Annotated in this window: 23 protein-coding genes; 16 read left to right on the top strand and 7 right to left on the bottom strand. The window is 39.6% G+C overall.

The features are described 5' to 3' along the window. Positions 1–80: 80 nt before the first annotated feature. The 7 genes from truD to NYR60_RS06305 all read left to right on the top strand — a co-directional run bounded on the left by truD (position 81) and on the right by NYR60_RS06305 (position 5,153). Positions 81–1,094 carry a tRNA pseudouridine(13) synthase TruD gene (truD, locus tag NYR60_RS06335; RefSeq protein WP_279466205.1) on the top strand — a complete coding sequence of 338 codons (1,014 nt, stop codon included), beginning with the start codon at positions 81–83 and terminating at the stop codon, positions 1,092–1,094. Beyond that, on the top strand, positions 1,094–1,858 hold the full coding sequence (gene surE / locus NYR60_RS06330) for a 5'/3'-nucleotidase SurE (protein ID WP_279466203.1): 765 nt from the start codon (positions 1,094–1,096) through the stop codon (positions 1,856–1,858). The genes truD and surE overlap by 1 nt, the downstream gene beginning before the upstream one ends. Next, entirely contained in the window at positions 1,858–2,442 is a 585-nt protein-coding gene (locus tag NYR60_RS06325; protein ID WP_279466201.1) for a YqaA family protein, read from the top strand. The genes surE and NYR60_RS06325 overlap by 1 nt, the downstream gene beginning before the upstream one ends. Before the next feature lie 11 nt (positions 2,443–2,453). Beyond that, entirely contained in the window at positions 2,454–2,963 is a 510-nt protein-coding gene (locus NYR60_RS06320; protein WP_279466200.1) for a LysM peptidoglycan-binding domain-containing protein, read from the top strand. Positions 2,964–3,044: 81 nt separating this feature from the next. Beyond that, entirely contained in the window at positions 3,045–3,242 is a 198-nt protein-coding gene (locus NYR60_RS06315; RefSeq protein WP_279466199.1) for a hypothetical protein, read from the top strand. A gap of 27 nt (positions 3,243–3,269) precedes the next feature. Continuing rightward, positions 3,270–4,505, top strand: coding sequence for a murein hydrolase activator NlpD (gene nlpD, locus NYR60_RS06310; protein ID WP_279466198.1), 1,236 nt, complete (start codon positions 3,270–3,272; stop codon positions 4,503–4,505). A gap of 81 nt (positions 4,506–4,586) precedes the next feature. Continuing rightward, complete coding sequence (locus NYR60_RS06305; protein WP_279466197.1) at positions 4,587–5,153, top strand: DNA-3-methyladenine glycosylase I; 567 nt, start codon at positions 4,587–4,589, stop codon at positions 5,151–5,153. A gap of 48 nt (positions 5,154–5,201) precedes the next feature. Here NYR60_RS06305 and NYR60_RS06300 read toward each other — a convergent pair whose 3' ends face one another. The 4 genes from NYR60_RS06300 to hemH form a co-directional block, all read right to left on the bottom strand. Then, on the bottom strand, positions 5,202–6,329 hold the full coding sequence (locus tag NYR60_RS06300) for a M20/M25/M40 family metallo-hydrolase (protein ID WP_279466196.1): 1,128 nt from the start codon (positions 6,327–6,329) through the stop codon (positions 5,202–5,204). Positions 6,330–6,345: 16 nt separating this feature from the next. Then, complete coding sequence (locus NYR60_RS06295) at positions 6,346–6,810, bottom strand: YjiG family protein (protein WP_279466195.1); 465 nt, start codon at positions 6,808–6,810, stop codon at positions 6,346–6,348. Continuing rightward, complete coding sequence (locus tag NYR60_RS06290) at positions 6,807–7,445, bottom strand: nucleoside recognition domain-containing protein (protein ID WP_279466194.1); 639 nt, start codon at positions 7,443–7,445, stop codon at positions 6,807–6,809. The genes NYR60_RS06295 and NYR60_RS06290 overlap by 4 nt, the downstream gene beginning before the upstream one ends. Before the next feature lie 176 nt (positions 7,446–7,621). Continuing rightward, entirely contained in the window at positions 7,622–8,581 is a 960-nt protein-coding gene (gene hemH / locus NYR60_RS06285; RefSeq protein WP_279466191.1) for a ferrochelatase, read from the bottom strand. Positions 8,582–8,749: 168 nt separating this feature from the next. On the opposite strand from hemH, the gene NYR60_RS06280 reads away from it, so the two are divergent. Together NYR60_RS06280 and panF are read left to right on the top strand one after the other, a co-directional pair. After that, positions 8,750–8,989, top strand: a complete 240-nt coding sequence (locus NYR60_RS06280) for a YhdT family protein (protein WP_279466190.1) — start codon at positions 8,750–8,752, stop codon at positions 8,987–8,989. Beyond that, a complete protein-coding gene (gene panF, locus NYR60_RS06275; protein WP_279466189.1) occupies positions 8,982–10,409 on the top strand; it encodes a sodium/pantothenate symporter in 1,428 nt (475 codons plus the stop codon). Before NYR60_RS06280 ends, panF begins: the two co-directional genes overlap by 8 nt. An 89-nt stretch (positions 10,410–10,498) precedes the next feature. Here the strand turns inward: panF and NYR60_RS06270 are convergent, their stop codons facing one another. Both NYR60_RS06270 and NYR60_RS06265 read right to left on the bottom strand, forming a co-directional pair. Continuing rightward, on the bottom strand, positions 10,499–11,323 hold the full coding sequence (locus NYR60_RS06270; protein ID WP_279466187.1) for an alpha/beta hydrolase: 825 nt from the start codon (positions 11,321–11,323) through the stop codon (positions 10,499–10,501). 172 nt (positions 11,324–11,495) lie between these two features. Further along, positions 11,496–12,290, bottom strand: a complete 795-nt coding sequence (locus tag NYR60_RS06265) for a formate/nitrite transporter family protein (protein WP_279466185.1) — start codon at positions 12,288–12,290, stop codon at positions 11,496–11,498. 217 nt (positions 12,291–12,507) lie between these two features. Here NYR60_RS06265 and rraA point away from each other — a divergent pair, with 217 nt between their 5' ends. After that, on the top strand, positions 12,508–13,005 hold the full coding sequence (gene rraA, locus NYR60_RS06260; protein ID WP_279466184.1) for a ribonuclease E activity regulator RraA: 498 nt from the start codon (positions 12,508–12,510) through the stop codon (positions 13,003–13,005). A 53-nt stretch (positions 13,006–13,058) separates the two neighbouring features. On the opposite strand, the gene NYR60_RS06255 is transcribed toward rraA, so the two are convergent. After that, positions 13,059–13,769, bottom strand: coding sequence for a tRNA1(Val) (adenine(37)-N6)-methyltransferase (locus tag NYR60_RS06255; protein ID WP_279466183.1), 711 nt, complete (start codon positions 13,767–13,769; stop codon positions 13,059–13,061). Positions 13,770–13,842: 73 nt separating this feature from the next. Between NYR60_RS06255 and ppa the strand changes: the two genes are divergently transcribed. The 6 genes from ppa (at position 13,843) to NYR60_RS06225 (ending at position 18,420) form a co-directional block, all read left to right on the top strand. Further along, the gene (gene ppa / locus NYR60_RS06250; RefSeq protein ID WP_279445357.1) at positions 13,843–14,370 is read left to right on the top strand and encodes an inorganic diphosphatase; all 528 of its coding nucleotides are present in this window, start codon (positions 13,843–13,845) and stop codon (positions 14,368–14,370) included. A gap of 95 nt (positions 14,371–14,465) precedes the next feature. Next, positions 14,466–15,233: a M48 family metallopeptidase gene (locus NYR60_RS06245; RefSeq protein WP_279466182.1), complete on the top strand. Its 768-nt coding sequence runs from the start codon at positions 14,466–14,468 to the stop codon at positions 15,231–15,233. A 538-nt stretch (positions 15,234–15,771) separates the two neighbouring features. Then, entirely contained in the window at positions 15,772–16,392 is a 621-nt protein-coding gene (gene rppH, locus NYR60_RS06240) for an RNA pyrophosphohydrolase (RefSeq protein WP_279466181.1), read from the top strand. Then, the gene (locus NYR60_RS06235) at positions 16,389–17,177 is read left to right on the top strand and encodes a sulfite exporter TauE/SafE family protein (RefSeq protein WP_279466180.1); all 789 of its coding nucleotides are present in this window, start codon (positions 16,389–16,391) and stop codon (positions 17,175–17,177) included. Before rppH ends, NYR60_RS06235 begins: the two co-directional genes overlap by 4 nt. A gap of 55 nt (positions 17,178–17,232) precedes the next feature. Further along, complete coding sequence (gene lgt / locus NYR60_RS06230; protein ID WP_279466178.1) at positions 17,233–18,027, top strand: prolipoprotein diacylglyceryl transferase; 795 nt, start codon at positions 17,233–17,235, stop codon at positions 18,025–18,027. Between the two features lie 159 nt (positions 18,028–18,186). Next, positions 18,187–18,420 carry a hypothetical protein gene (locus NYR60_RS06225; protein ID WP_279466176.1) on the top strand — a complete coding sequence of 78 codons (234 nt, stop codon included), beginning with the start codon at positions 18,187–18,189 and terminating at the stop codon, positions 18,418–18,420. Positions 18,421–18,525: the final 105 nt, after the last annotated feature.

Genomic DNA, 18,525 nt, shown 5'->3' with positions numbered 1-18,525 from the left:
GATAACTGATAAAATAATTCTTTTTGAAAAGAGAATGGCAACAAGTTGTAATATTTGTTTGTCTTTAAAAAGGGCGTGTAATGCAATTAAATTATCTCTTAGGACAGCCACAGCAAGCGGGCAGATTAAAAGCGGAATTTGCTGATTTTATCGTGCGAGAAGAACTTGGTTATCCGCTCAGTGGTGAAGGCGAATTTGTTGCGGTAAAAATCCGTAAAACCAATGCGAATACCTTATTTGTCGGTGAACAGTTAGCGAAGTTTGTCGGTATTTCGGCAAAAAATATGAGTTATGCCGGGCTTAAAGATCGCCACGCGGTGACCGAACAGTGGTTTTGTTTGCATTTAGCCGGTAAAGAAACACCCGATTTTTCACAATTTGAATGTGAAGGCGTAGAGATTTTAGAAGTCACTCGCCATAACCGTAAGATTCGAGTTGGCAGTTTAGCCGGTAATCATTTTGAATTGTTATTACGTGATGTAAGTGAATCGGATGAACTAAAGCAACGTTTAAGCCAGTTACAAGCGGTCGGATTCCCGAATTATTTTACCGAACAACGTTTTGGACGTGACGGTCATAATTTGACTCAGGCATTGCGTTGGGCAAATGGCGAAATTAGCGTTAAAGATCGTAAAAAACGTAGCTTTTATCTATCGGCTGCACGTAGTGAAGTGTTTAATTTAGTGGTTTCACAACGTATTGCAGATGGTTTAACTCAGACGGTTTTAGTCGGCGACTATTTGCAATTAGCCGGTTCTAACAGCTTTTTTCTGGTAGATGAAAATGAAATCGTGGCAACACAACAGCGTTTAGATTCAGGCGATGTGTTATTAACTGCACCGTTAATTGGTGAAAAATCACAAGAATTGACCGCTTGTGAAGTGGAAAAAATGATCGTTGAACGTCATACTGTGTTGCTTGATTTGATGAAAAAAGAACGAATGGCAAATGCTCGTCGTGCAATGTTATGTAAACCGCAAAACTTTTTATGGCAATTTGAGTCTGAAGGATTACGCCTTAAATTCTTTTTAGATTCAGGTAGTTATGCAACTGCGTTGGTGCGTGAATTAATTCAATTAACGGAACAAGAATAATGAATATTTTAATCAGTAATGATGACGGTTATCACGCAGAAGGGATTCAAACATTAGCTCGTGTGCTACGTGAGGTTGGACATTCGGTTACAGTAATTGCGCCGGATAGAAATCGTAGTGCTGCATCCAGTTGCTTAACTTTAATGGATCCGATTCGAGTGCATCAGATTGATGAATTTAATTATACGGTCATTGCCGGCACGCCGGCGGATTGTGTACACTTAGCCTTAAACGGTTTTTTTGAACAGCCATTTGATTTAGTCGTTTCAGGCATTAACCACGGTGCGAATTTAGGTGATGATGTCGTTTATTCAGGAACCGTTGCCGCAGCGTTAGAAGGCCGTCATTTACCTTTTCCGAGTTTGGCAGTTTCATTAGTTGGTAAAAAATCCGAAGGTCATTTATTCGGTAATAATCATTTTGAAACGGCAGCACAAGTCGTATTGGATTTATTACCGAAAGTACAAAAAGGTATTTTACCTGCACGTCAGATTTTAAATATTAATGTACCGGATTTACCTTATGAACAAGTAAAAGGTGTGATGGTAACTCGTTTAGGAAATCGTTCGCCGGCGGCAGAAATTGTAAAGCGAGAAGATCCTCGTGGTTCGACCATTTATTGGCTCGGAGCAAACGGTGTACCGGTTGATGCGAGTGAAGGAACGGATTTCTATGCTTTGGCAAATGATTATGTTTCGATTACCCCGATTCAAGCGGATATGACAGCACATTATTCTATTCAAACATTAAAGGATATTTTTTAATGAAATTATTCGGTCCGATTTATGATAAAACCATGGAATGGTCAAAGCACCGCTTCGCCGGCTTTTGGCTTAGTTTTGTGAGTTTTATTGAGGCGATTTTCTTCCCAATTCCGCCAGATGTGATGTTGATCCCGATGTCGATGAGTAAACCGCAAAATGCGATGCGTTATGCGATTTATACTACGATTGCTTCTGTACTTGGCGGTATTATTGGTTACTTTATCGGTTTATACGCATTTGAGTGGGTGCAAGGATTAATTGCCGATTGGGGAATGCAAGCTAACTTTGATAAAGCAAAGGCTTGGTTTGAAACATGGGGCGTTGCGGTAGTTTTTTTAGCCGGTTTCTCGCCAATTCCATATAAAGTGTTTACAATCTGTGCCGGTGTAATGCAAATGGCATTTTTCCCATTTGTGATTACCGCAGCCATTTCTCGCTTTGCTCGTTTTGCTTTGGTTGCAAAACTTTCAGCGTGGGGCGGAGAAAAATATGCGGAAAAAATTCGTCGTTCTATTGAGTTAATTGGTTGGGGAACGATTGCCTTGGCAGTCTTAGCTTATATCGCATATCAATTATTTAAATAAAGGATATTAAAATGAAAAAATCATTTCTTTTATTCCCATTAGTGGTTTCAGCTTCACTGGTATTATCTGCTTGTTCGTCTTCTTCATCTGAAGGTGCTGAGGTGGCTGATGTTAATTCTAATGGTATTTCATCTGCACCGGCAGTTCCGAGTTGGCAATCTTCCGAAGCAATTCAGTCGGTGGATATGCCTACATCTATGTCTTCTGCACCAACCCAAACAATGGGGCAAAGTACTTACAGAAATCCAACTTCTTATAGTACGCAACCAACCTCACCAAGTTATAATGCTCAATCGGAAACAGTAGGTAATTGCCAAGTAGTAAGAGATGCTACCGGGGCACCAATGTATGCACAAATTACCAAAGGTTGTTATACTGAGAGTAGTTATACAGTAGGAAAAAGCGATACAATGTATTTAATTTCTTACTTAACCGGTCAAACACCGGCACAAATTGCAGCATTAAATAATATTAGTACCACGACTAAACTACAAGTTGGTCAGGTATTGCGTGTGAGATAATCTGCTAATTTTATTATTTATTGAACGACAGGCGTGAATGGCGGCTGTCGTTTTATTCGTTTATAGATTTAGGAAAGTGAAATGAAAAAAGTATTATGTTTAACTGCTTTATTACTTAGTTTAACCGCGTGTAGTTCGAATCAAGCAACGGTAATTGATGATTCACAATTAGCACCGGGTATGATGCAGCCGGTATCCGGATCCGGTGCAGCAGAAGGTAGTTATAGTTGGCCTTCTGAAGTAGAATCTGCACCGATGCCGTCATCAATGACTAAGTAACTTATTTTTAAAAGGACAAATGACAAAATGAAGAAATCGTTTCTTTTATTACCTTTAGCTGCGTTAATTTTAACGGCGTGTAGTTCAAATGCTCCGGCACCGGTTGTGAGTGCGACTGATAGTACAGAATTAAGTCCGGGCGTAATGCAGCCTGTTTCAGGTACAGCACCGACAACTTATGGTTGGCAATCTGATATTCAACCGGTATCTATGCCAAGCTCAATGGGATCAGCACCGATTGCTACACCGGTAGCTTCTCAACCTGTTGTAACCAATCCGGTCATTACGGAACAGCCAAGTCAACCGCAAACAACGACCAAAGTGGTGAAAAAAACCAAAACTGTAGAGAAAAAGGTAAATCAGAACTTTGAGATTCCGCGTGATGCGAATAATGCCCTGGTATACAGCCAGATTCAAAAAGGCTTCTATGACGGTTCGACTTATACGGTACGTAAAGGCGATACAATGTTCTTAATCGCTTATATTATCGGTAAAGATGTTAAAGAGATTGCTTCATTAAATAATATGAGTGAGCCTTATCAATTAACTGTAGGGCAAAAACTAAAAACCGGTAAATCAGCAACTGAAACGGTAACGGTTGAAGAAAAGGTGACAGTACCGGTTGAACCGCAAATTACTTATCAACAAGGAGCAAATGGTACAACTTATGCTTCTGACGGTAATATTACCGGTCCGGTGAAAGCTGGTATGGGGGATGCTTCTGTGCCTGTTGCGAATAATGGTATTCGTGCTTCGGTAGGAAATACTGCTGCAGCAAGTGCAGCGACAGGCGTTGTGGCAACTACTGCTGCAACAGCACCTGCAGTACGTGCGACTACAGCAGATTCACCAACTTCTTCCCGATCGAATACTGTGGCTGCACCAGCTTCGAATATTAAATGGCAATGGCCGACAGCTGGTCGCGTCGTATCCGGTTTCTCTGCTGCGGAAGGCGGAAACAAAGGTATTGATATTGCAGGTTCTAAAGGTCAAGACGTAAAAGCTGCAGCAGCAGGGAAAGTCGTTTATGCTGGTAATGCTTTAGAAGGCTACGGTAACTTGATTATCATTAAACATAATGATGACTTTTTGAGTGCTTATGCACATAACGATAGTATCAAGGTTGATGAGCAAGATAACGTTAGCGCAGGTGAAACGATTGCGAAAATGGGAAGTACCGGTACCAATAGTAACAAACTTCACTTTGAAATTCGTTATAAAGGTAAATCAATTGACCCAGTTCGTTATTTACCAAAAAAATAATTGTAAGATTTAGTTAAAAACAGACCGCTTGTCACTAAGAAGAACAAGCGGTCTTTTTTCATCATTTTAAGGAAAATTATTATGACAAAACGTTGTAACTGGGTGGACGATAGCGAGATTTATCTCAATTATCATGATCAAGAATGGGGAAAACCTGAGTTTGACCGCCGTAAGTTATTTGAGCAACTGTGTTTGGAAGGGCAACAAGCAGGACTTTCTTGGATTACAGTTTTGAAAAAGCGTGAGGCTTATCGCCAAGCATTTTTCCAGTTTGATCCGGAGCGTATAGCACAAATGACAGAGTCAGATATTGACCAACTTATGCAAAATACCGGTTTAATTCGCCACCGAGCCAAATTGGAAGCGATTGTGAAAAATGCTAAGGCTTATCTTGCTATGCAAGCAAACGGAGAGGATTTTAGTCAATTTATTTGGGCATTTGTAGGTGGTCAGCCACAAATTAATAATGTGCCAGATTTATCCGTTGTACCGGCAAAAACAGCTATTTCAGCCACAATGTCGAAGGTATTAAAAAAGAAAGGTTTTGTATTTGTCGGCGAAACCACTTGTTACGCTTTTATGCAATCAATGGGATTGGTTGATGATCACCTGAATGATTGTTGTTGTAAGCGTACGGGGAATGGATAAAAGTATCAGCCTACAAAAATAGGAATTTGTAGGCCGATTTCTTATTGATTAATGAGCATCAAATAAACGTTTAATTACGGCAACGACCAAATTACATTTAGGAACAATCGAATTGACTTCTAAATATTCGGTTTTTGCATGCATATTACCACCTGTTGGTCCTAAGCCATCAATCGTTAAACAACCTGATGCTGCTGCAATATTGCCGTCACTTAAGCCGCCTGCATCGACCCATTTGATTGGATATTGAAGCTGTTTACCTACTTCGTCAAAGATCTGTTTCACTTTTGGCAAGTTTACTTCATCAATCATAGGTGCTTCGCTGTTCACTAATACCTTAGTTGCGGTTACTCCGGCCACAAAAGGATTATCCAGTACTCGTTTTAAATGTCGCTCGAAATATTCAACGGAAGACGGTAAACGGTAGCGCATTTCAATCGTTAAGGAGGCAAAATCCGCAATAACGTTATGCGCACTGCCTCCGTTATTGATGACGCAGTTAAAGGTATGTCCGACTTCAAAGTCGTTTAATTTTGAAAATTCGACAATAAAATTCGCAGCCTCGACTAATGCAGAGCGACCTCTTTCCGGATTATTGCCCGCATGTGCGGCAACACCATGGAAATCAATTTTATAAGTAATTACTCCTTTTCTGGTTGCCACCATTGAGCCGTCTTCTCGAGCTGGCTCCATAACAAAACAATATTTGGCTTTACGAGCATATTCACGAATACTGTCTTTGGCATAGGTAGATCCGATCTCTTCGTGAGAATTTAGGTAAACCGCAATATTATATTTAGTTAAATCAAGTTCCTGTAAAACATAAAAACTCAGCAATGCACCGGATTTGTCATCAATAACGCCCAAAGCATTAATTCTTTCTCCGTCATTGGTAAACGGTACATCGTTTGTTGTACCGACCGGAAAAACCGTATCCATATGAGCGATAAACAAAATATCGAATTGTTCCGCATCAGGATTATTGCTAATGAGTAAACAATCGGCAACTTTATCACTATTCATCGGGAGCTTTTTGTGAAAAAGTCCAAGTTTTTCTGCTTTTTGAATAAACCAGTCAGCAACTTGATTTACACCGCTAAGATGAGATGCGGGGCTTTCAATATCCGTAATCGTTTTTAACTCATAAAGAAAATTATCTAACTGACTATTTTGCATAATAATTTACTCCTGATTAGACGATAAATCTCATTAATAACATGGCTAGATAGGCATTGATAATACAGATGCCGAATAAAGCAAGATAGTGCTTACCAGGAACACCTAATACGCCCAATACGCGTCCCATATATTGAACGGTTGAACCGACCAACGCCATACCCGGTAATAAGATAGCGATATGCTGTGCGTTTAATGTACCTTCTTGCACTAAGGCAACTAACACACCGGCGGCACCGCCCCAGCTTAGGAATGCTGCTAAAAATACTGCGATTGATTCGCCTGGTAATCCGAGCGGAGCCATAATAAATCCGATATATTCACCAAGCAGTTTTAGTAATCCTGATGCGTTGAGTACATAAATAATGACAAATGCCATTAATACGTTCGGAATGGTACTAGTTATCGCAATATTCCACCCTTTTCTTGCCCCTTCGATAAATACATCGGTGACTAATTTGTTGTCGTTGCTGTTATTCATACACCCACCTCATCATCTTTAACGAATTTTTTTACATACAGACGCATTAGATTTGCCCCGAATATTTTAAACAGGAAAATAATGCCTAAGCACATTGCAATAGAAATCGGTGCAACACTACCGGCTTTATCGGTAATTAATAATAACGGGGCGAAAGACGAGAGGAAATTGGTTAAGAACGCACCGGCACTAAATTGGAATGCGGCAAAAATCAGTAATTCTTTATGACTGATTTGATTTTCGTTGCGTAGGAGGCGAGTAGTGGAACTACCGGCATCGGTACTTTGCGTACTGGCAATTAAAGAAATGGAACAAACACCCGGAATACCTATCAACGGTTTTAAAATTGGACTAAGCCATTTAGAAGCGGCTAACAATGCACCAAAATGCTCGAAAATCGCGACAAAACCAAGAGCTAACATTACGCTAGGTACTAAGGTTAAAGCGAAAATAAAACCGCCTTTGGCACTTGTACCACCTGATGTTTTTAGCCATTCGGGAAATTGTCCGGTCAGTTTACTGTAATCAAAGATCCCTCCCCATAAATCTTTAGCAAAACCGCCAAAGAAAATAATGGCACATAGCAATGAAATTGTTCCAACGATCAATTTCTTCGTATTGACTTCATTACTCATATTCTCTCCTTAATCTAGTTATGATAGGCGAGAGGAATATAGTATAGATAATCAAAGTTTACTGTGATGGATTTCACAAAAATGAAATGTTATCTAGGAAAAGATAAGCGGCCATATTTTCGGGTATTTTTACGCTTTAAAAAGGTAAAAAAATCGAAAAATTAGACCGCTTATTTTTAGATTTTAGCCTCAATCAACTTCGCTAATGCGTTGATGTGATCGGTATTGGCATTGAGTGCCGGAATGTAACGATAAGATTGTCCGCCAGCGTTGAGGAAGTTTTCTTTATTTTCCTCAGCGATTTCTTCTAAGGTTTCTAAACAATCCGCTGAGAAACCGGCACAAATAACCGCAATTTTTTTAACGCCTTGGCTTGGTAATTTTTCCAAGGTTTCATCCGTATAAGGCTGTAACCATTCTTCATCGCCAAAACGAGATTGATAAGTGACTAACCATTGTTCATCGGTAAGCGATAATTTATCTGCGACTAATTGTGCAGTTTGTTGGCAATGTTCCGGATAAAAATCGCCCTCTGTTTGGTAACGTTTCGGAATACCGTGGAATGAGAACAGTAATTTTTCATCTTCAGCTAACTGGATAGTATTCGCTAATGCTTGGATATAAAGCGGATAATTGTGATAGCTATGGATAAATTCAAACGGAACAATATTACGCTGTTGAGTTAAACCTCGAGCAAACGCATCTAATACAGATGCAGTTGTCGTACTGCTGTATTGCGGATAAAGCGGTAGCACAATGATTTTGCTTACGCCAGCTTTAATTAAGCGGTCTGTCGCACTTTCAATGCTTGGATTGCCGTAGCTCATTCCAAGCTCCACTAAGATATTTTGATTTTGTTGATCAAAATAGCTTTGTAACGCTTGTTGTTGTTGACGAGAGATAGATAATAACGGTGAACCTTGTTCCGTCCAAATTTCACGATAAAGTTTGGCAACTTTAGGCGATCTTTTCGGTAAGATCATATAATTTAAAATGAATTGCCATTTGAATTTGGGTAAATCAATGACTCGAGGGTCACTTAAAAATTGTTTTAAATAGCGTTTAACTGCAGGTGGCGTTGGTTCGTCAGGCGTACCAAGATTAGCAAGCAAGACGCCGATTTTATTTGAAGTCATAATAAAGCTCATTTATATATTGATCAGGATAAATGAATTTTGCGTTAATTTGGGCTTGAAAACAAACAGAATTTTTGTGTTAATCACAGAGATAGGTAATATAATCTATCCTTATCGCGATAGGGTGAGTAATCTTTATCGTATAAGGGAAAATATAAAAGGAACATTATGCAGTATCAACAACTTGTAAGAGAAGCTCGCTGGGCAGTTTGGCTGGCCTTGCTTTATTTAATTGGTTGGATTGTCTTTGCCTATTTTTCACCGGTAGGAAGAGGCATTTTCGGCTTTCCAATTTGGTTTGAACTGGCTTGCATCGCACTGCCACTTGGATTTACTGCGATTGTGCATTGGGTGGTCAAAAAAGTTTATCAAGATATTGATCTAGATAAGGAACAAAGCAATGAATAAAGAGATGTTATTGCCGTTAATTGCTTATTTATGCTTTGTTTTTGGTGTGGCATTTTATGCTTATCGTAAACGTCAAGGCGGTAGCTTTTTATCGGAGTATTATGTAGGCAGCCGCTCAATGTCCGGTTTTGTGTTGGCAATGACAACTGCTGCAACTTATGTTGGGGCAAGTTCGTTTATCGGCGGTCCAGGGGCGGCTTATAAATACGGGTTAGGTTGGGTATTGCTTGCGATGATCCAAGTGCCGGCGGTATTACTAGCATTAGGGGCATTAGGTAAAAAATTTGCGTTACTCGCTCGTAAATATAATGCAGTAACTATCAATGATTTATTGCTTGCTCGCTATCAAAATAAATTTGTGGTTTGGATTTCCGGCTTTGCCCTGCTGCTTTCGTTTTTTGCGATGATGACGGTACAGTTTATCGGTGCTGGTCGTTTATTGGAAACCACCTTAGGTGTGCCGTATCAAACGGCGGTGATTATTTTTGCGGTTACGGTTGGTATTTATACCTTTATCGGCGGTTTTCGAGCGGTGGTGTTGACCGATACCATTCAAGGCTTAGTGATGTTAGTCGGTACTTTCTTATTGCTCGGTGGGGTGATTTATGCCACAGGCGGTATTGAAAATGCGGTAAATACCTTAGAAACGATTAACCCACAACTCATCCAGCCGTACGGCATTGACGAACGTCCGTTAGACTTTACCTTTATGACTTCATTTTGGGTATTGGTCTGTTTCGGTTTAATCGGCTTACCGCAGCTTGCAGTACGCAGTATGGCATATAAAGATAGTGCGTCTTTACATAAAGCCCTTGTTATCGGCACATTAGTGGTATCGTTGCTGATGTTCGGTATGCACCTTGCCGGTGTGCTTGGACGAGCAGTCATTCCTGATTTAAAAATTCCGGATCAGGTAATTCCAACTCTAATGATTCAAGTGCTACCGCCATTAGTTGCTGGTATTTTCTTAGCCGCACCGATGGCGGCGATTATGTCGTCAATTGATTCGTTATTAATTCAATCATCTTCTACTTTAATCAAAGATTTATATTTAGCGGTGAAGCCGGAGGCAGTCGATAACGAAGCTAAATTAAAACTCTTCTCAACCATGACTATACTCACTTTTGCGGTGTTATTAGTGTTTGCGGCGTTAAATCCACCGGATATGTTAATTTGGTTGAACTTACTTTCACTCGGTGGTTTAGAAGCGACGTTCTTGTGGGTGATCGTGTTGGGACTTTACTGGAAAAAGGCGAATGCGGCAGGTGCAATTAGTTCAATGTTGGCGGGTTTAATCAGTTATGTGATTTTCACTAGTTTTAAAATCAGCATTTTTAGCTTCCATGCGATTGTGCCGTCTTTAGTGATTGGCTTATTAGCCTTTTTGATAGGTAATCGTTTTGGTAAACAAAGCGTGTAATGATTAGCATATAAAATAAGGCGGAATCTGTGATCTGATGACTCCGCCTTATTTTGCTAAAAAAACAATAAATTTGACCGCTTATCAGCTTATTTCCCCATCAGAGAAAAACTTAAAAACTCTACAAAGTGATTTGCCCAATGGACTTCGTGGTGCGTTTCATTTGCCATAATTTTCAAACGAATATTATCCAACGGGTGTCCGGTACGAATTAAGGCTTGATAATAATACAGTGAACTGTTGATATAAGCCTGATTCATATTAGAAATATATTGTGCATCCATATCATCACCTTCATTTGTACCTACCTGAATAAAGACTTTATTTGCTTTATTAAGCGGATGACGGTGGACAAAATCTAAAAATGCAGATTCGCTAAACCAAGATGCAGAAGAAAACACGCCTAAATGTCCAAATGTATCTGGATAAGCCGCCCCCATATAAGCGGTAATAATACCGCCCATTGAACTGCCGGCTAATAACGTATGTTCACGTTGTGACTTGGTACGATAGTGTGTATCAATAAACGGTTTGACTGTATTGACCACCCATTGCCCATATTCCACTCCCATACCACCAGCGTTACGTGCTTCAGGCGTATGTCCGACATCGGTACGCCAAGGAGCATATTCATCTAAACGGTGGACCGTCGCATTATCAATTCCAACAATAATCAGTTTGGGAAACTCTTGGTGACTTTTAATGGTCGGAATAATTTTCCACGAATAGCCTGAATAGGATTCTTTACTGTAAAACACATTTTGTCCGTCGTGCATATATAGCACCGGATAAGTTTGCCAATTTTCTTTATGATAATCTTTGGGGAGCAGTACACGAATACGGCGATGATGATTGTAGTACGGCACATACAGAAAATGTTCTTCCATTTTTAGATAGTATTTATCCAGATTCATTTTATATTCCATGATTTATAAGTTTTATGAAGGGGATCGTAGCGTTTTTTGTTAATTGAATACAAGCAATTTTAGGGAAGAAGTGACGTAATTTATGATGTGATCATTAATAAGAAAATAAGCGGTCATTTTTTTGCAAAACTTTGCAGAAAAATAACCGCTTGAAATTAGTTTAGATTGAATAGTCGTCTTTTAATAAATGTTTGTAGGCAAACAGGTAAGATGCACCGACAAATGCCGCACCGCCGGTTACATTACCTAAGAATACCGGAATCATATTAAAGAAGAATTGTCCCCAAGTAACGTTAGCACCTGCCCAAATACCCGCCGGAATAATAAACATATTTGCCACGAAATGTTGTAAACCGATTAAGACGAAGGTCATTACCAGGAACCACATGGCTAAAATACGTCCGGAAGTTTGTTTTGCACCGAAATAGAACCAAATGCCCATACAAACCATCCAGTTACAAGCTATCGCCGAGATAAATGCTCGTCCGAAATCCATATGTACTTTCGCTTCGGCAATTGCAATAGTTTTCGCTGCTGACACACCTTCCGCCAAGCCGACATAATGCCCGAGGAAATATGCCATCGAAACTGCACCAACTAAGTTACCTAAACTCACAATCACCCAGTTGCGAACTAATTTCGGTAAGCTGACTTTTTTACTGAATTTACCGAGTGCCATCAGCATCATATTACCGGTAGCCAGTTCACCACCGCCAATCAAAATACAAATTAAACAAATTGGGAAAACCGCAGCACCCAATAAATTCGCTAAGCCGCTCCATTCAGGTGGAATACCGCTAACTACTTTAAGGTAAGCAATATAGCCGAAGCTGACATAACCGCCACCAAGGAAACTTAAAATGGCAAGCATTTTTAAACTGCTTTGCGACTTGGCAAAACTTTTATCAATCACATCCTGTAGGATTTCGTGTGGGTAAAGATCTCTATTGTGCATAATGTAAAATAAATGTTGTTGAAAGATGTTTGAAATGTAACAGAGCGATAAGATTTAGAGAAAGAATCTGAGGTTATATCTCACGCATTTTGGTTATATGTTGAAAAATGTGAACCGTTTCGCAAAATAAGCGGGCATTTTTGGCAAAAATTTTGCAAATCGTATGGTTAGGTTTATACTTTCCAACAAGAAAATCTCTTATAAAAAGGAACAGTTTATGCGTATTGATACCTCAGCTCTTTGTGATATGTATTCTGATCAAGTTGATGTGGTTGAACCAATCTTTTCAAGCTTTGGCGGAGTATCTGCTTTTTGTGGCAAAATTACCACGGTGAAATGTTTTGAAAGCAATGGGTTAATTGCCAGTGTATTGGAAGAAGACGGTCAAGGCAGAGTGTTACTGGTTGATGGTGGCGGTGCGGTACGCCGTGCGTTAATTGATGCGGAATTAGCTCAACTCGCAGTTGATAACGGTTGGGAAGGTATTATTGTATACGGTGCTGTTCGCCAATTAGATATTTTAGAAACATTAGAGATTGGGATTCACGCCTTAGCGCCGATTCCTGTCGGTGCTGAGGATACGGAAATTGGTGAGGTTGATACACCGGTCAATTTTGGTGGTGTGACCTTCTTCCCCGAAGATTATGTCTATGCGGATTTAACCGGTATCATTCTTTCGCCTGAGCAGTTGGATTTAGCCGAATTAGAAGAATAATATATAGATTTTGCGGATAAAAAAGCCGACCGTTTGGTCGGTTTTTTTGTGGGTCACATATTGAGATAAAATGCCTGAGTGAGTTGTCTAAACGCTTCAGTATACTGGTTCTCGACAGTATAAATAACCAATTCCTGCTTATCAATCGATTGCTGATGTAGCGAAAAACTAATGATTGCCCGTTTTGGCGATTGTCCCTGTTTCGTAATAACATGGTAAATTTTTGTACAAAACAGACCGCTTGTTTGGCTCTGTTCTCGCAATTTTTCCGCCACTTCGAATGGTAAAATAAATGTGATCTCCCCCTTTTCCGATAGCCAGTTTTTCGCTTGTAATAACCAATCTAAGTGACTTTGTGTGGCGGAACGTGCTAAATCTCGTTCATGGGTGCGTGTGGCTAAACTGTCGGTGAAATAAGGCGGATTCGACACAATAAGATCAAATTTTTGCTGAAAGTCATAGGTTAGCACATCGCCTTGGTAAACTTGTAAGCGGTCGGAAAATACAGAATTTTGGCAATTTTCGACCGCTTGTTGATAAGCGTTAGGTTCTAATTCCAATGCGGTGATTTGCGTATTTTCTGCTGTGCGTTGTGCCAACATAATTGCGATTAAGCCTGTTCCACAACCCATATCAAGAATTTGCTGTTTGTGCTGAATATCAGCGATTGCCCCGAGTAAGATGCCGTCTGTATTCACTTTCATGGCACATTTATCGTGAGCAATAAAAAATTGTTTAAACTGAAAGCCTTGAGATTTTGTCATAGATGTACAAATTTAAAATGAGATACGCTATAATCGCATTGTTTTTTTACCTCTACAACAGAAGGAAACTAAAATGGGCTTAGAAAACGTACCAGCTGGTAAAGAATTACCAGACGATATTTATGTAGTAATCGAAATTCCGGCAAACTCAGATCCAATCAAATATGAAGTGGATAAAGAAACCGGCACATTATTCGTTGACCGTTTTATGTCAACTGCAATGTTCTATCCGGCGAATTACGGTTATGTAAATCACACATTATCATCTGACGGTGACCCAGTTGACGTATTAGTACCGACTCCATATCCATTACAACCGGGTTCTGTGATTCGTTGTCGTCCGGTTGGCGTGTTAAAAATGACTGATGAAGCTGGTGGTGATGCGAAAGTTGTTGCGGTTCCGCACACTAAATTAAGCAAAGAATATGATCACATTAAAGATGTGAATGATTTACCGGCTTTATTAAAAGCACAAATTCAACATTTCTTCGAAAGTTACAAAGCATTAGAAGCAGGTAAATGGGTGAAAGTTGAAGGTTGGGGCGATGTAAACGAAGCTCGTCAAGAAATCTTAGAATCATTCGAACGTGCTAAAAAATAGTTTTTGTTTTTGAACAAAATGCCAAACACTCATCAAAGTGCTTGGCATTTTTTCTATGGGGTATAAATAAGCCATTTATTTTATAGGGGAATAAAATGAAATTAGTCAAAAAGATCGGAGCGGCTGTCTTTTTAGGTTCAGCGATCGCAGCTTGTGTCAGCACACAAAGTATTAATCAAGAAGCAGCACAAAGTTATGCTCAAGTAAAAAGCCAAGCTCAGGCTGAGAAGGTGGTAGATACAAGTTCAGCCACAGCTCGCCGTATTCATACCGTATTTAATAAAATGAAGCCGTATGCGGAAAGATCAAATACGACAGGTATTCCATTCCAATGGGAAATTACCGTATTAAAATCAGATGAACTGAATGCTTGGGCAATGCCGGGCGGTAAAATGGCATTCTATACCGGGCTAGTCGATAAGCTGAATTTAAATGATAATGAAATCGCGACCGTAATGGGACATGAAATGGCACACGCTTTATTAGAACACGGTAAATCTGACCGTACTTTTAATGCAGTCACAGGTATTGCGGCACAGGTAGGTTCTATCGCCTTACAATCACAAGGTATTCAAACGAATATCGGTGGCGTGGATTTAGTCGGTACGGTAGCAGATTTGGGTTTAAATAAACCGTTCTCTCGTAGTCAGGAAACTGAAGCGGATGAAATCGGATTGATGTTAATGGCACAGTCCGGTTATAACCCATCAGCAGCACCAAACGTATGGGTAAAAATGAGTAAAGCTGCTGGTAGTTCAGGTAGCTCAATTTTCTCGACTCACCCTTCAAACGAAGATCGCCAAGAGAATTTACAACGTTTATTACCGGAAGCAATGAAAGTGTATCAAACTAGTAAAAAATAGTTTGAACAAACGGTAATATTTGTATCGTTTTTTGCAATAGGCAGATCATTGAGATCTGCCTTATTTTTTAGGTTAAAAAGTAACCAGTAAGATGTGAGGATTTTACACAGCGTTTTCTTATAAGATAACTTATTGTTTTATATGAGAAAATTCTTAATATTGATTTTCTAGGTAGAGTTATTCACGTTCATTATCCAAAACTATCACAAATTTATCCACAAATGATGGGGATAAAACTAGATGCGATGTGAATAAGAATACCTAAATAGAGAATATCTGGAAAGTTATCCATATAAAGTATAGAAAGCAGTATATAAAAAGATCCTGTTTGAATTAAAAAGGATCATTTTTATGGGGGGTTAGGATCGAGATTCTTATAAATAAAAACAAAGAGTTAGCTTAGTTATATGCAGTATAAATCAAGTGAGTTTACAACTTATCCACAGAGTTATCTACAAAATTGGCTTTAAAGGTTGTTCAAAGGCGTAAAGTGTGAAACAATCTCATTTATTTTCTCTTACCTAAATAAGGTGGTTCAGTGATTGATTTCGATGGCTACCGCCCAAATGTTGGTATCGTCATTTGCAATAAAGCAGGGCAAGTTTTGTGGGCAAAACGGTGTGGACAAAACTCTTGGCAATTTCCGCAAGGCGGAATTAACGAGGGCGAAAACATTGAAACGGCAATGTACCGTGAGCTTTATGAAGAAGTCGGCTTAACCAAAAAAGATGTGCGATTATTATGGGCGTCTAAATATTGGCTGAAATATAAATTACCGAAACGTTTAGTACGTAGTGATGGTTCTCAGCCAGTATGTATCGGGCAAAAACAACGTTGGTTTTTGCTCCAACTTCTCAGTGATGAAAATACGATTGATTTAAAAACAACTAAAAGTCCGGAGTTCGACGGTTGGCGTTGGGTCAGTTTTTGGTATCCGGTGCGTCAGGTGGTTTCATTTAAACGTGATGTTTATCGCAAAGTGATGAAAGAATTTGCCGCTGTGTTATTAAACGAATCGAAAAAAGTAGAAACGGTTGAAAAACCGCGTATAGAACGTACGGAAAAACGAGATTTTCAAAAACGTGACTATCAAAAACGCGAATTTCGCAAGCCTTACCGTGCGTGGAATAATCAGCAACAAAAAGGGAAATCACAATGATAGAAGTATTTTTGAGTTGTCTTGTACTAGGTACGGTTGTTGGCTTTTTAGCCGGCTTATTCGGTATTGGTGGCGGTTTAATTATCGTACCAAGTTTGGTTTATTTATTCCCAATGGCAGGTGTAACACCGGAAAATCTAATGGCGGCAGCTTTGGGTACATCGTTCTCAACGATTGTGGTCACAGCCTTTTCATCGGCACAACGTCATCATAAATTGGGCAATGTAGATGTTCAAGTAAGTAAATATTTTATTCCTGCTTTGATGGCTTCTGTTTTCCTTGCCGGTTTAGTGGTAAGCAACTTAGATGCGAAATTGATGTCAAAAATCTTTGCGGTCATGGTGGTGTATTTAGCGGCAAGAATGTTATTTTCGTTGAAAAAAACGCCTGAAATTAAACCGCTTACCACGCAATCTACCATTGTTGCCGGTGGTGTAATCGGTGCTTTATCCAGTATGGCGGGGATTGCTGGTGGTGCTTTCATTGTACCGTTTCTCAATAGCCGAGGGGTTGAAATGAAACGGGCTATCGGTACATCATCATTTTGTGGGGCATTTTTAGGGTTATCCGGTACGATTAGCTTTATCACAAGCGGTTGGCATGTTGAAATGCCGGATTATTCACTCGGTTATGTTTATTTACCGGCATTATTCGGTATTACCTTAACGTCTTACTTTACGTCTAAATTAGGGGCAAATGCAGCAAATGTGTTGCCGGTCGCTACCTTGAAAAAAGCCTTTGCTGTCCTGCTGGTCGTGATTGCGATTAATATGTTTTTAAAATAATTTACTTTTAGTTTTACTCCCCTCACTCAGAGGGGAATTTTTTTAAAGGAACACTATGAACGAACAATTTATTCAATTTCCACAAATTGATCCGATAATTTTTAGTATCGGTCCTATCGCCTTGCGTTGGTACGGTTTGATGTATTTAATTGGCTTTGGTTTCGCTTATTGGCTAGGTATGCGTCGAGCAAAAAATTCCAACGGGGTTTGGACAACCGAACAAGTGGATCAACTTATCTATACCTGTTTCTGGGGCGTGGTATTAGGCGGACGTATCGGCGACGTGTTTTTCTATAATTTCGACCGCTTGTTACAAGATCCAATGTTCTTATTCCGTATTTGGGAAGGCGGAATGTCATTCCACGGTGGTTTAATCGGTGTGATTGTGGCAATGATTTGGGTTTCCTTTCGTCAAAAACGCAGCTTTTGGCAAACATCAGATTTTATCGCACCGCTAATTCCATTCGGGCTTGGTATGGGACGTATCGGCAACTTTATCAATGATGAACTTTGGGGACGTGTCACCGATGTGCCTTGGGCAGTATTATTCCCAAGCGGTGGCTATTTACCTCGTCACCCTTCACAGCTCTATGAGTTTTTCTTAGAAGGCGTAGTATTGTTCTTTATCCTTAATTGGTTTATCAAAAAGCCTCGTCCGGCAGGTTCAGTCGCCGGCTTGTTCTTAATTGGTTACGGAGTGTTCCGCTTCTTAGTTGAATATGTACGTGATATCGACCCGAATGTTAACACTGTAAATGATTTAATTACCCGAGGCCAATTATTATCATTACCAATGATTATCGGCGGGTTAGTGATTATGATTTGGGCATACTCCCGTAAAAAAGCATAACGACAAGCGGTTGGATTTGGTGGAAATTTTGCAAATTTCCGATGAAATTCAACCGCTTTTTTGTTGCCTAAATTTTGCGATCGTGATCGAAAATACACAAAATAGCAGTTGAATCCACAGCGAGATTTTGTAGGCTACGCTTCAAAAAAAGGAGCTGATATGTGGAATCTATTTCAACAACCGGTCGAAAGAGAGTCGTTTGAATCTTGGGGAAAAATGTGTGATGATATTGCGAAAGTCGCATTATTGGCGTTGCCGGTCATCTTATATAGCAAAGAAGGGCTAGACTTTCGTTTAATCAATATTGTTGTATTGCTACTATGCGCTACCTATCTATTTTTACTAGGTGGCAGAATTTGTCGTAAGAAATCATTTAAGGGGAAAAAAGTATGAATTTAACTATCGCCTTAGCTATATTTACGTTAGTTGCCTTAGCATTTGTGTTCTGGCTAAATTATGCAGCAAAACACTCATAAGAATATAAAAAGCCGTAACCTT

Origin of the sequence: Actinobacillus genomosp. 2 (assembly GCF_029773605.1) — a bacterium.
Lineage (GTDB): Bacteria > Pseudomonadota > Gammaproteobacteria > Enterobacterales > Pasteurellaceae > Actinobacillus.
Note: the sequence above shows the minus strand (reverse complement) of the source record. Positions and strands in the feature narration are given on the sequence as shown.